Below are 12,710 nucleotides of genomic sequence, written 5' to 3' on the forward strand. Positions count from 1 at the left end.
CGCAGGGTCCCTATCGATGTTGGAGTAGCTTGCCAATTCAACAATCCGGAGCCGTCGATGCAATCATTTTTGCCAGTCAGAACAATTGATGTTGACGCGCTTGGGGACTGTATTGAGGCAGTGATCGAAAGCATCTCCAACGGGCCTGTCGAGTTTCGGAAGCACGACACAACAGTGGCTGTGCTGATTTCGCCAGAAATTTATGAAGCGATCCTGAATAAGCTGGATGATTTCGATTTGGTGTCAATCACATATTCGCGCAGGAACGAAGTAGGGGTAGCCATCGAGCTGGATGAACTATAGAAATTCTCTGCCGAGAAGATTTGTTTCAAAACTTGACTGAAATTCCCCGCCAATGCGATATTGATAGTTAGCAAACTAACAGTGTGCATTTTCCCGTGGCGAATTCCCTCGACGCTCTCCAGATGAACATCAGCAGTGCCATGGTGGTGGCCGCCAGGCATTGGCGGAAGATCTGCCAGACCACGCTGGTCAACTATGGAATCTCCGAAGCCTGCGCCGTGCCGTTGTTGATGATCGGGCGGTTGGGCGAGGGTGTGCGTCAGGTGCAGGTGGCGCAGGCGGCCGGGATGGAGAGTCCGTCGCTGGTGCGCCTGCTCGATCAGTTGTGCCACGCCGGCTATGTCTGCCGCACCGAAGATGCGCAGGATCGCCGGGCCAAGTGCCTGAGCCTGACCGACACCGGCCGCGAACTGGTGCAAGCGGTGGAAAGCGAGCTGGTACGTCTGCGTCATGAAGTGCTCGAAGGCATCGACCAGAGTGATCTGGAAGCTACGCTTCGGGTACTGCGAGCTTTTGAGGCGGCCAATCCGCCTGTGGTGATCAATTCTTGAACGGTTTTTTCTCCGGCATTCCTCCGGCCCGCGACTGGTTCTACGGGGTCCGTACCTTTGCAGCGTCGATGATTGCGCTGTACATCGCCTTGCTCATGCAAATGCCGCGTCCGTATTGGGCGATGGCCACGGTGTATATCGTCTCCAGCCCGTTTCTCGGGCCGACCAGCTCCAAGGCTTTGTACCGCGCCATCGGCACCTTTCTCGGCGCGGCGGCGGCGGTGCTGTTCGTGCCGATGTTCGTGCAGAGTCCGTATGTGCTGGTGGTGGTGATTGCCTTGTGGACGGGGATTTTGCTGTTCCTGTCGCTGCACCTGCGTACCGCCAATAACTACGCACTGATGCTGGCCGGCTACACCTTGCCGCTGATTGCCTTGCCGACCGTGGATAACCCGCTGGCGGTGTGGGACGTGGCGGAGGCGCGCACCGAAGAGATTTTTCTCGGCATCGCCGTGGCGGCGGTGGTCGGCGCGATGTTCTGGCCGCGACGTCTGGCTCCGGTGTTCAACGACGCGGTGGGCAAGTGGTTCGCTGACGCCACCACCTACAGCCTGAAGTTTCTCAGCCGCGACGTGCAGCCGGAACAGATCGCCGCGCTGCGCATGGCCATGGTCGCCAACTTCAACAGCCTCGAATTGATGATCGGCCAGTTGCCCCACGAAGGCGCGCGACCGCAAACCGTGCGCAACACCAAGGAACTGCGCGGGCGGATGATCCACCTGTTGCCGGTAATCGACGCTCTGGAAGACTCGCTTTACGCCCTTGAGCGACGCACACCGGAACTGGTGGAAAAGTTTGCACCGCTGCTGACCGCGACCCAGGAGTGGCTCGGCCATAACGACGCCGATCTGGCGCGTTGGCAGGCACTCAAGGATCAGCTGCAGACCCTGCAGCCAAGCTGCGAGGCGCTGGAAGATCGCAAGCAATTGCTGTTCTCCAACGCGATTTATCGCCTCGGCGAATTCATCGATCTGTGGCAGGACTGCCGCAGTTTGCAGGACGCGATTCTCTGCGAGCGCCAGGACAGCTGGCGCGCGGTTTACCGGCACTGGCGCCTCGGGCGGCTGACGCCATTTCTCGACCGCGGGATGATGCTGTATTCGGTGGCCTCGACCGTTCTGGCGATCATCGTCGCTTCGGTGCTGTGGATTCTGCTCGGCTGGCCGGACGGTGGCAGCGCGGTGATTCTGGCGGCGGTAGCGTGCAGTTTCTTCGCCTCGATGGACGACCCGGCACCGCAGATCTACCGGTTCTTTTTCTGGACCGGGATGTCGGTGCTGTTCGCCAGCCTTTACCTGTTTCTGATTCTGCCGAACCTGCACGATTTCCCGATGCTGGTACTGGCGTTTGCGGTTCCGTTCATCTGTGTCGGCACCCTGACGGTGCAGCCACGGTTCTTCCTCGGCATGCTCCTGACGCTGGTCAACACCTCGTCGTTCATCAGCATTCAGGGCGCCTACGACGCGGACTTCTTCGCCTTCGTGAACTCCAACCTGGCCGGCCCTCTGGGCCTGCTGTTCGCGTTCATCTGGACCCTGATCGCCCGCCCGTTCGGCGTCGAGCTGGCCGCCAAACGTCTGACCCGCTTCAGCTGGAAAGACATCGTGCGCATGACCGAGCCGGCCAATCTGGCCGAACACCGGCATCTGGGCGTGCAGTTGCTTGACCGCTTGATGCAGCACTTGCCGCGTCTGGCCATGACCGGGCAGGACACCGGGATTGCCATGCGTGAAGTGCGCGTCGGTCTCAACCTGCTCGATCTGCTGGCCTACACCCCGCGGGTGGAAGGCGCGCCGAATGCCCTGCTGCAACAAGTGGTGGCTGAGGTTGGCGAGTATTTCCGCGCCTGCCTCAAGGCCGGCGAACGCTTGCCGGCACCGAGTCCGCTACTGATGACCATGGACCGTGCGCGCCGCGCGCTCAAAGGCCACGGCGACGAAGAAACCCGGCTAAACCTGTTGCATGCCCTGAGCGGTTTGCGCCTGGCGCTGCTGCCCGGTGTGGAATTCGTCAGCACCAGCGATGCCGAAGAACCGCTGCCCGATGGAGCGCCCCTATGATCGGTGATCTGGATATCAGCGGGATTTTCCTGCCCACCCTGCTGGTGTTGATGGGCATCACCTATGTGTTGTTTTTGCTGGTGCACGGCGTGCTCACGCGCCTGCACTTTTACCGTCTGGTCTGGCACCGGGCATTGTTCAACGTGGCCCTCTACGCCGTGATGCTGTACGGCGTGGACTCACTCAGTCGATACCTGATGACATGAAAAAACCGTTTCTGACTATCGGTCGCGTGGTCCTGACCCTGCTGATCGTGACTTTTGCCGTCGTCCTCGTCTGGCGCATGGTGATGTACTACATGTTCGCGCCGTGGACCCGCGACGGCCACATCCGCGCCGACATCATCCAGATCGCCCCGGACGTGTCCGGGCTGATCCAGCAGGTCGAGGTCAAGGACAACCAGTTGATCAAACGCGGCCAGGTGCTGTTCAGCATCGACCAGGACCGTTTCAAGTTGGCTCTGCGTCAGGCTAGAGCGGCGGTCACCGATCGCGAAGAAACCCTGGCTCAAGCCCAGCGCGAAGCCAAGCGTAACCGTGGCCTGGGCAACCTGGTGCCGGCCGAACAGCTGGAAGAAAGCCAGTCGAAAGTCGCCCGGGCGCAATCGGCGCTGGCCGAAGCGCTGGTGACGGTGGACAGCGCCCAGCTCAACCTGGATCGTTCGGTGATCCGCAGCCCGGTGGACGGCTACGTCAACGACCGCGCGCCGCGTGTGCAGGAATTCGTCACCGCCGGGCGGCCGGTGCTGTCGGTGGTCGACAGCAACTCGTTCCACATCGACGGCTATTTCGAAGAAACCAAACTCGACGGCATTCATGTCGGACAGTCGGTGGATATCCGCGTGATCGGCGACAAAGCCAGGCTGCGCGGGCATGTCGAAAGCATCGTCGCCGGTATCGAAGACCGCGACCGCACCAGCGGCAACAACCTGCTGCCGAACGTCAACCCGGCGTTCAGCTGGGTACGGCTGGCGCAGCGAATTCCGGTGCGCATCGCCTTTGACGAAGTGCCGGAAGACTTCCGCATGATCGCCGGACGTACCGCCACCGTGTCGATCATCGACGACAAAACGCAGGAGCCCGCGCAATGAACAAGGCCCTGATGATCGCCGGGTTGGGCGTGATGCTCTCGGCCTGTCAGATGGTCGGGCCGGACTATCACCTGCCCGCTGACGCGGCGGTGCAGCGCAAGGACTTTCAGGGCGAACTGGCGGTGGAGGGCAAACCGGTGGTGTCGGCGCCGGTACCTGCTGACTGGTGGCGCCTGTATCGTGATCCGCGTCTGGATCAACTGGTGCAGCAGGCCATGGCGTCCAACACTGATTTGCGCGTAGCGGCGGCGAACCTTCAACGGGCTCGCGCGCAAGTCGATGAGGCCGAAGCGGCGGGTGGCTGGAGCGCAGGCGTGAAGATGGGCGCGCAGCGTTTGCAGGAATCCGGGCAGGCGTTCTTGCTGCCGGAAAAAGTCCCGGTCGACAACGTCGGCGATATTGGCATCAGCGCGTCTTATCAGTTCGATCTGTGGGGCACCCTGCAACGCGGTATCGAAGGCGCGAAGGCTAACGCCGATGCGACTCAAGCGGCGGCTGACACCGCACGCATCACTTTGGTGGCCGACGTGGTTCGCGCCTACACCCAGGTCTGTGCGGCCAACGAAGAACGGGAAATCGCCCAGCATTCCCTCGACCTGCAATCCCAGAGCACCACGCTGATCCAGCGCCTGCGCGATGCAGGGCGTGGTGATGAAACCCAGGTCACCCGTTCGCAAACCCAATTCAAGTCGTTGCGCGCCGACCTGCCGCGCTATGAAGCAGCTCGTCAGGCCGGGTTGTTCCGCCTGTCGATGCTGCTGGCCAAGCCGGTCGAGCAATTGCCGGCCGGCACCGCAACCTGTGCCGAGTTGCCGAAAATCGCTCAATTGGTGCCGGTGGGTGATGGTGCTGCGCTGCTCAAGCGTCGTCCCGATATTCGTCAGGCGGAACGTCGCTTGGCGGCCTCGACAGCGGGCATCGGCGTCGCTACGGGTGAGCTGTACCCGGACATCAGTATCGGCGCGACCATCGGCACCGTCGGTCTTATTGACGACTTGGGCGATCCGTCGACCAACCGCTGGGGCTTCGGCCCGTCGTTGAGCTGGAAGGTGCCGACCAACGGCGCCCGCGCACGTATCCGCGAAGCCGAAGCCAACACCCAGGCCGCACTGGCACATTTCGACGGCGTGGTGCTCAACGCCATCCGCGAAACCCAGACCGGCCTGGCCCAGTACAGCGCGCTGCTGCAACGCCGCGACGCCCTGGCCGATGCCGAGCAGTCGGCGAAACTGGCGGCGGACCAGACTCACCGCTTCTTCCAGGCCGGGCGCGAGTCGTTCCTCGCCGACCTGCAGGCGACCCGCACCTACACCGACGTCACCGCGCAACTGGCCGCCGCCAACACCCAGGTCGCCATGAGCCAGATCGATTTGTTCCTCGCCCTCGGTGGCGGTTGGGAAAGCGGACGAACGCAAACCTCAAGCGCCAGCAAACCCTGAACCCGTTGCTATGCTTTGAAGTGTTGAAGGGGTGCCACGTGCAACGCACCCTTTCAGCGCACATTGCTAGCGCTGGTCTAGGGGAAACCAATAATGAAAAACCCTTACGCTCTCGGCTTCTGGTGCGCCCTGGTAGCGCTGGTGCTGCTGTCGGCCACCTATTTCTACGGCATCATGCTGGCCCACCAGATCGACAAGGCCATGGTCTTCCTCGACAGCGCCACGGCGTTGATCGCGGTGATGGCAATTGTCGTCGTGGCCTGGGCATCGATCCAGGTGCAGCGAGTCAAGAAAAGACAACTTGAACAAGGCAAGACTCTGGTGCTGATCTGGGACACCAAAGTCGCCCTGCGTCGGGTCGAAACCGTATTCGATCGCTACTTCTGGGGCAGCTACTGGCAACCGGGGCGCACCTTCGCCGAAGTCATGGGCGAACTCACCGGCACCCCGCTGGAAAAAAGCCTCGAAGCCTTGAAAAAACAGTGCCTGGAACTCGACAAGCAGATTGCCGACGAAGGCTGGCACTGGCTCAACAATGCCCGCGAACTGTCGGATGTCGCCACGGCCATGGCCCGTGAGCGTTATCAGCTGGATTTCTGTGACCCTCGGGCGGATGGGCCGGGCGGTGCGGTGATCGATCGCGACTTTGAAGTGCTGGTGTATACCTGGACGGCGCGGTTGAAGAGCTTCGATCATCAACTCGATGAGATCGAGGTTCAGTATTCCTGATCTGCATTCATTTCACTGGCCTCTTCGCGAGCAGGCTCGCTCCCACAAGGGTAACACTGCACCTGTGGGAGCGAGCCTGCTCGCGAAGACGACCTGAAAAACGCCGAAACTCTCCCCGCCTGTCAGCTGTCCACACTCCCCATAGACACTCTTTAACCTTTAAACATTGGGCCGCCTTGCGCTGCCAGTGCTAATCTCCACCGCTAATTTCAGCGGAGTCGAGCCGCGACCCGGTCACGGGTTCAGGGAAGACGACCACATTTTCAGCCACGGACATTGATCAGGTCATTCATGAATAAATCAGCAGGCGTGCTTCTCGGGATTGTTGTTGCCATCGGTGCGATCAGCGCCGGCGGGGCCTGGTACACCGGGACCAAAATCGAAGGCGTGCTGAACAACGCCGTCAGCAACGCCAACAAAGAGCTGCAGACCGCGATGGCCGGCTCCAATGGCACCGCGTCGCTGGAGCTGGTGTCGCTGGAGCGTCACACCTTCACCAGCACCGCGCACTACCGCCTCAAGGGCGAGGGCGAGATGTTCGGCGACCAGCCGGTCGAGTTGCTGTTCGTCGACCACATCGAGCACGGCCCGCTGCCGTTCTCGCGCCTGGTGTCGCTGAAGTGGCTGCCAGTCATGGCCACCAGCAATTACGAGCTGGAAAAGAGCCCGGCCACCGAAAAATGGTTTGCCGCCACCAAGGGCGCCGCGCCGCTCAAGGGCGTGACCAACATCGGCTACGACGAATCCACCACCAGCAGCCTGGAGTTGCTGCCGCTGGAAACCGCGCTGGACGAGCAGTCGAGCCTGAAATTCTCCGGCCTGACCATGAACATCTCCGCCAGTGCCCAGGCGCAGAAGGTCAAGGCTGACGGCTACATGGACAACCTGAAACTGGTCACCGTGTCGCAGGATCAGGCGCCGGTGCAGGTCGAACTCAACGGTCTGACCCTGGCCAGCAACCTTACCAAGAGCAGCTACGGCTACTACACCGGGGAAAACACCCTGGAGCTGACCAGCAGCAAAACCACCTTCGGTCCCAAGCAGTCGGTGCTCGGCGTGAAGAACTTCGAAATGAAGAACCTCACCGAAGAGAGCGGCAGCAATGCCTCGGGCCGCGCTGATTACAAGGTGGGTGAAGTCACCCTCAACGACAAGAAAATCGGTTCGGCCAACATGGCCATGAGTCTGAAGAACCTCGACATCCCGTCGACGATGTCGCTGATGCAGATCTACCAGACCAAATTGCAGCCGTACGAGAAGGAAGCGGCGGCCGCTGCCGAAGCCGGCCTGCCGGCACCGGAACTGAACCTGACCGAAGCCGAGTCGGCACAGGTCAAGGCTGACCTGCAGAAACTGCTGGCCGCCAGTCCACAGATCGCGCTGGAAAACCTGTCGCTGAAAACCGCCAACGGTGAAAGCCGCGCCAGCCTGGTGATTGATCTGACCAAGCCACAGTCGATGGATCTGCCGCCGGATCAACTGGGTAAACAGTTGGTCGCGCTGCTGGACCTGAACATTCAGGTGTCCAAGCCGATGCTGATCGATCTGCTTAGCGTGCAGGCGCAGCTTGACGGCCAGACCGACGCCAAAGCCATCGTCGACCAGGCCAGCGCCGGTGCCGACATGTTCTCCGGCATGGCCGTCGGTTCGCAGTTGGCGACCGTCGATGGCACCAACGTCGTGACCAAGCTGCATTACGCCGCCAATCAGGTGGAGTTCAACGGCCAGAAGATGACCGTCGAGCAGTTCGTCGGCTTCCTGATGAGCAAGTTCGCTGGCGTCACGCAAGTGCAGTAATCCTGCGTTCTAAATAGAAACGCCCGGCCTCTGATCCACAGACGCCGGGCGTTTTGCTGTCTGGTGTGCGGGTTTTCGTCTGAGCCGGCGCCACGATTCTGAACAATTATTGCGTTCTGGATATTCGACTACGCTTGCATGCAAGACTGCCTGACTAAGCTTGGCTGGGTCTCTTTTGACTCGGTCTCCGTTACGAATGGGCAAGGGGGGCATTGCGACCCGGCTGGCCATGTAAGGATGCTGACGAATGCCGCGTATTGATGGTCCTGTTTTACATCGTGGTTTACGCCCGTTGTTTCGCGTTGCGCTGTGCAGCCAGTTGCTCTGGCCGGCACTGGCGTTTGCCGATACGCCCTATGATCAGATGGTGCGTGATGCCCGTGCCGGGCAGACCACGCCTGCGCTGAACGTGCTGCGCCAGGTGCCACCGGGGCAATCGACCACCGGCCAGATCAGCGATCACCTGCAGATCGCCAGTTGGGCCGGCCTCGATGCCGAGGTGGTGCAGGTCTATGAGACCCAGGGCCGTGACCGGGTGCTGCCGGTGCAGGCACTGACCGCCACCGCGCGCGCCTATCGCAACCTCAAGCGTTGGGAGCAGGCGACCCAGGTCTACAACAAGGCCCTGGCGCTGGAGCCGGACAATGCTGACCTGCAACTTGGGCTGGCGCTGACTCAAGCTGACGCGGGCAAACCCGACGAAGCCGTGACCCGCGCCAAGGCTCTGGTCGCCGCCAAACCCGACGATCCCTCGCGCCGCCTCGCACTCGGCTATGCCCTGACCCGCGCCGGCAAACAGTACGACGCGCTGTTTGAATACGATCAAGCGTTCATGCGTGCCGGCAGCAAGCCGGAAGTCGCCCGTGAATACGTGGTCGCCCTGCAAAAGGCGCGGCTGCCGGAACCGGCGCTGCGTCTGGCCAATCAACGTCCGGGGTTGATTGACCCGGTCACCCTGCGCCGCCTCGAAGGTGATCTGGCTGCCGAACGCGTGCGTCTGGCCGAACTCGCCACCCGCAGCGAAAAAGAACGCTATGTGATCGCCGACCGCGCGTTGGCCGATTACGACAAATTGCTCGCCACCTGGACCCCGGACGCCAGCGCCCACGATGACGTGGTTCGCTGGCGCATCGACCGCATGGGCGCACTCAAGGCCCGGGCGCGCACCGCCGACGTGATCAACGAATATCAGAAGCTGCAAAGCGAAGGCGTGAAGATTCCGACCTACGCTCTGCGCTGGGTAGCGGCGTCGTATCTGGATCAGCGCCAGCCGGAAGTCTCCACTGACCTGTATCGCCAGGTGCTGTCGGCGCCGGATGCCGATGTCGGTGATCGCCTCGAAGACACCACCGCGTTGTACTACTCGCTGCTGGAAAGCGACCGCGCCGATGAAGCGCGCAAAGTCGCCGAGGATCTGGCCAAGACCCAGAAACCGCGAGTCGAACTCAAGGGCTTGCCGATCGGCAACCCCAACGATGAATGGATGGACGCCCAGCAACTCGCGGCGCAGGCCGGTACCTACGGTTCTGATCTGCCGCACGGCGAGGAGCGCCTGCAGACCCTGGTCGATCAGGCACCGGGCAACATCGGCCTGCGCCTGGCCCAGGCCGATCTGTACCTGGCCCGGCAATGGCCTCGCCGCGCCGAAAACCAGCTCAAGGAAACCGAGAGCATGGCCCCGCGCGACATGGGCCTGGAACTGGCTCAGGCGCGCACCGCGATGACCCTGCAGGAATGGCGGCAGATGGATGCGCTGACCGATGACGTGGTCGAGCGTTTCCCTGACAACCGTCAGGTGCAACGAGCGGCCCGCGAGCGCGAAGTGCACGACATGTCCGAACTGCGCGTCGAAGCCTACGGCGGCAAGGCCAATGGAGGTGGCGGCAGCGGCGGTGCGGGCGCGGTCAGTGGCAGCCGCGATTTCGGCATCCAGAGCACCCTGTACAGCCCGCCGATTGATGAAGACTGGCGGGTGTTTGTCGGCGCCGGTTATGCCACCGGCGACTTTGCCGAAGGCACCGGTACCGACCGCTTCCAGCGCGTCGGCCTGGAACGGCGTACCCGCGACATGAGCCTGGAAGCCGAAGTTTCCAACCACGATTACGGTTACGGCGCCAAACAGGGCGCGCGGATCGCGATAGCCCGCGACATCAACGACCACTGGCAGTACGGCGGCAGCTTCGCTTACCTGTCGGCCGAGACGCCGTTGCGCGCCCTCAACAGCGACATCAAGGCCAACGGCGGCAACGCGTTCATCCGCTGGCGCGCCAATGAGAGTCGCGAGTGGCGGCTGTCGGTCAGCCCGTCGCACTTCAGTGATGGCAATAACCGCGTCGAGGCCTTGCTCACCGGGCGCGAGGGCGTCTACAGCGCGCCGAACGTACAGGTCGATGCCGGTCTGGAGGTCGGCACCAGCCACAACTCCAACTCCGAGGATGTGCCGTACTTCAACCCGAAGTCGGACTTCAGCGTGATGCCGACGGTCAACGTCAACCATGTGCTCTACCACCGCTACGAAACCTCCTGGAGCCAGCAATTCCAGGCCGGTGCGGGTACCTACAGCCAGCGTGACCACGGCACCGGCGGCATGGCGATGCTCGGTTATGGCCAACGTTATGCCTGGAACGACGTGTTCGAGGTGGGCGGTTTGTTCAGTGTGATCAACCGGCCCTACGACGGTGATCGGGAGACCGATCTGCGTCTGCTCGTCGACCTCACTTTCCGCTTCTAGAAGAGTTTGAAGATGCCTTTGATGACGCGTTTCATCCTTCTGCTGGGAGTGCTGCTGATCAGCGCCTGCGCCCAGCAAGCCCCGGCCTTCGCGCCGCCGTCGCAACGTCCGGTGGCGGCTAGTGAAAAACCGTGGCCGAAAAACCATGTGCTGGGTATCGCCTATCACGACGTCGAAGATCGCGACCCCGATCAGGCCGTCGTGGCCGTGCGCACCGAGCGCATGATCGAACAGTTGGCCTGGCTGCGCGAGAACGGCTACCAGCCGGTTACCGTCGATCAGATCATGGCAGCGCGCAAGGGCGGCCCGGAACTGCCGGCCAAAGCGATCCTGCTCAGCTTCGACGACGGTTACTCAAGCTTCTATACCCGCGTGTTGCCGGTGCTGCGTGCCTACAACTGGCACGCCTTGCTGGCGCCGGTCGGCGCGTGGATCGACACGCCGCTCAATCAACCGGTGGATTTTGCCGGCGCACCCCGCGCACGTTCGGATTTTCTGACCTGGGATCAGGTGCGGGAAATCTCGCAATCGGGGCTGGTGGAAATCGCCGCCCACACCGACGCCAGCCACAAAGGCATCCTCGCCAACCCGCAGGGCAACATGCAGCCGGCGGCGGCCACACGGCGTTACGACCCGGTGACCAAACGCTACGAATCCGAGGCTGATTTCCAGGCACGAATCCGCAATGACGTCGCCACCATTTCGGAAAAGATCCGCAAGGTCACCGGCAAGAAACCGCGCATCTGGGTCTGGCCGTACGGCACGGCGGACGGCACTTCGCTGACCGTGGTCGGCGAGCAGGGCTACGAAATGGCCCTGACCCTGGACGACGGTCTCGATGCCCTCGACAACCTGATGAGCAGCCCGCGCTTCCTGGTGGCCTCCGATCCTGACGGCGAGCATTTCGCCAACAGCATCGTCGCGGCGCAGTCGGATTTCACCATGCGTGTAGTCCATGTCGATCTGGACAACGTTTACGACCCGGACCCGGCGCAGCAGGAAATCAACCTCGGCAAGCTGATTCAGCGCATGGCCGACATGGGCGCCAATACCGTGTTCCTGCAGGCCTTCGCTGATCCGAAGGGCGACGGACTGGTGCACTCGCTGTACTTCCCCAACCGTCATCTGCCGGTGCGCGCCGACATCTTCGATCGCGTTGCCTGGCAACTGCGCACTCGGGCGCACGTGAAAGTGTTCGCGTGGATGCCGGTGCTGAGTTTTGGCCTTGATTCGAAGCTGCCGCGTGTCACGCGCTGGGATCCGAAAACCGGCACCACTTCGGTCGATCCGGGCCAGTATCAGCGCTTGTCGCCGTTCGATCCGCAAGTACGGCGGATCATCGGTGAAATCTACGAAGATGTGGCGCGCCTGACCTCGGTCGACGGCATTCTCTATCACGACGACGCGGTGCTCTCGGACTTCGAAGACGCCAGCCCCGAGGCCCTGAAGGCGTATGCCGCGCACGGATTGCCGGGGTCCATTGCTGCGCTTCGCGATGATCCGGCAGCCATGCAGCGCTGGACGCGGTTCAAGAGTAAATACCTGATCGACTTCACCAATGAGCTGACCGCCAAGGTCCGCGCGATCCGTGGCCCGCAGGTGCTGACCGCACGCAACATCTTCGCCGAGCCGGTGCTCAATCCGGAAAGCGAAGCCTGGTTTGCGCAGAACCTCGACGACTTCCTCGTGACCTACGACTGGACGGCGCCGATGGCCATGCCACTGATGGAAAAACAGACCCAGGCGCAATCCGGCCCGTGGCTTGAAGAACTGGTGGCGAAGATCAAACAGCGCCCCGGTGCACTGGATCGTACAGTCTTCGAACTGCAGGCCCGCGACTGGACGAAAAAGGATCAGGCCGACATCGACGGCGCCCAACTGGCCGACTGGATGGGCCGGCTCAAGCGTCAGGGTGCGACCAGTTTCGGTTACTACCCGGACAACTTCCTCGACAACCTGCCGGACCTGAAAACCGTAAGGCCTGCGCTCTCCAACAAATGGAACCCATGA

At 62.0% G+C, this 12,710-nt stretch carries 10 protein-coding genes; all 10 read left to right on the plus strand.

Translation table 11 applies throughout. The annotated features are described in order from the left end of the window. Positions 1-57 precede the first annotated feature (57 nt). Entirely contained in the window at positions 58-303 is a 246-nt protein-coding gene (locus tag LOY52_RS00830; protein WP_041070983.1) for a hypothetical protein, read from the plus strand. 122 nt (positions 304-425) lie between these two features. Then, positions 426-854 carry a MarR family winged helix-turn-helix transcriptional regulator gene (locus tag LOY52_RS00835; RefSeq protein WP_047290742.1) on the plus strand — a complete coding sequence of 143 codons (429 nt, stop codon included), beginning with the start codon at positions 426-428 and terminating at the stop codon, positions 852-854. Further along, complete coding sequence (locus tag LOY52_RS00840) at positions 851-2,914, plus strand: FUSC family protein (RefSeq protein WP_258677754.1); 2,064 nt, start codon at positions 851-853, stop codon at positions 2,912-2,914. Before LOY52_RS00835 ends, LOY52_RS00840 begins: the two co-directional genes overlap by 4 nt. Next, positions 2,911-3,120, plus strand: coding sequence for a DUF1656 domain-containing protein (locus tag LOY52_RS00845; RefSeq protein ID WP_098966584.1), 210 nt, complete (start codon positions 2,911-2,913; stop codon positions 3,118-3,120). The genes LOY52_RS00840 and LOY52_RS00845 overlap by 4 nt, the downstream gene beginning before the upstream one ends. Next, complete coding sequence (locus tag LOY52_RS00850; protein WP_258677756.1) at positions 3,117-4,004, plus strand: HlyD family secretion protein; 888 nt, start codon at positions 3,117-3,119, stop codon at positions 4,002-4,004. Before LOY52_RS00845 ends, LOY52_RS00850 begins: the two co-directional genes overlap by 4 nt. Further along, entirely contained in the window at positions 4,001-5,443 is a 1,443-nt protein-coding gene (locus LOY52_RS00855; protein WP_258677757.1) for an efflux transporter outer membrane subunit, read from the plus strand. Before LOY52_RS00850 ends, LOY52_RS00855 begins: the two co-directional genes overlap by 4 nt. A 93-nt stretch (positions 5,444-5,536) precedes the next feature. Beyond that, on the plus strand, positions 5,537-6,172 hold the full coding sequence (locus LOY52_RS00860) for a hypothetical protein (protein WP_025113416.1): 636 nt from the start codon (positions 5,537-5,539) through the stop codon (positions 6,170-6,172). A gap of 291 nt (positions 6,173-6,463) precedes the next feature. Further along, positions 6,464-7,969, plus strand: coding sequence for a YdgA family protein (locus tag LOY52_RS00865; RefSeq protein WP_258677759.1), 1,506 nt, complete (start codon positions 6,464-6,466; stop codon positions 7,967-7,969). A gap of 247 nt (positions 7,970-8,216) precedes the next feature. Further along, positions 8,217-10,700 (plus strand): poly-beta-1,6 N-acetyl-D-glucosamine export porin PgaA, encoded by a 2,484-nt coding sequence (gene pgaA / locus LOY52_RS00870; RefSeq protein ID WP_258677761.1) that lies wholly within the window; start codon positions 8,217-8,219, stop codon positions 10,698-10,700. A gap of 12 nt (positions 10,701-10,712) precedes the next feature. Then, complete coding sequence (gene pgaB, locus LOY52_RS00875; protein WP_258677762.1) at positions 10,713-12,710, plus strand: poly-beta-1,6-N-acetyl-D-glucosamine N-deacetylase PgaB; 1,998 nt, start codon at positions 10,713-10,715, stop codon at positions 12,708-12,710.

This window comes from Pseudomonas sp. B21-051 (assembly GCF_024748795.1).
Classification (GTDB): Bacteria; Pseudomonadota; Gammaproteobacteria; order Pseudomonadales; family Pseudomonadaceae; genus Aquipseudomonas; species Aquipseudomonas putida_A.

Bases quoted from the DNA above. Each gene is read 5' to 3' on its own strand.
- LOY52_RS00855 (WP_258677757.1), top strand. From the start codon at position 4,001: ATGAACAAGGCCCTGATGATCGCCGGGTTGGGCGTGATGCTCTCGGCC.
- LOY52_RS00830 (WP_041070983.1), top strand. From the start codon at position 58: ATGCAATCATTTTTGCCAGTCAGAACAATTGATGTTGACGCGCTTGGG.
- LOY52_RS00845 (WP_098966584.1), top strand. From the start codon at position 2,911: ATGATCGGTGATCTGGATATCAGCGGGATTTTCCTGCCCACCCTGCTG.
- pgaB (WP_258677762.1), top strand. From the start codon at position 10,713: ATGCCTTTGATGACGCGTTTCATCCTTCTGCTGGGAGTGCTGCTGATC.
- LOY52_RS00850 (WP_258677756.1), top strand. From the start codon at position 3,117: ATGAAAAAACCGTTTCTGACTATCGGTCGCGTGGTCCTGACCCTGCTG.
- pgaA (WP_258677761.1), top strand. From the start codon at position 8,217: ATGCCGCGTATTGATGGTCCTGTTTTACATCGTGGTTTACGCCCGTTG.
- LOY52_RS00835 (WP_047290742.1), top strand. From the start codon at position 426: ATGAACATCAGCAGTGCCATGGTGGTGGCCGCCAGGCATTGGCGGAAG.
- LOY52_RS00860 (WP_025113416.1), top strand. From the start codon at position 5,537: ATGAAAAACCCTTACGCTCTCGGCTTCTGGTGCGCCCTGGTAGCGCTG.
- LOY52_RS00865 (WP_258677759.1), top strand. From the start codon at position 6,464: ATGAATAAATCAGCAGGCGTGCTTCTCGGGATTGTTGTTGCCATCGGT.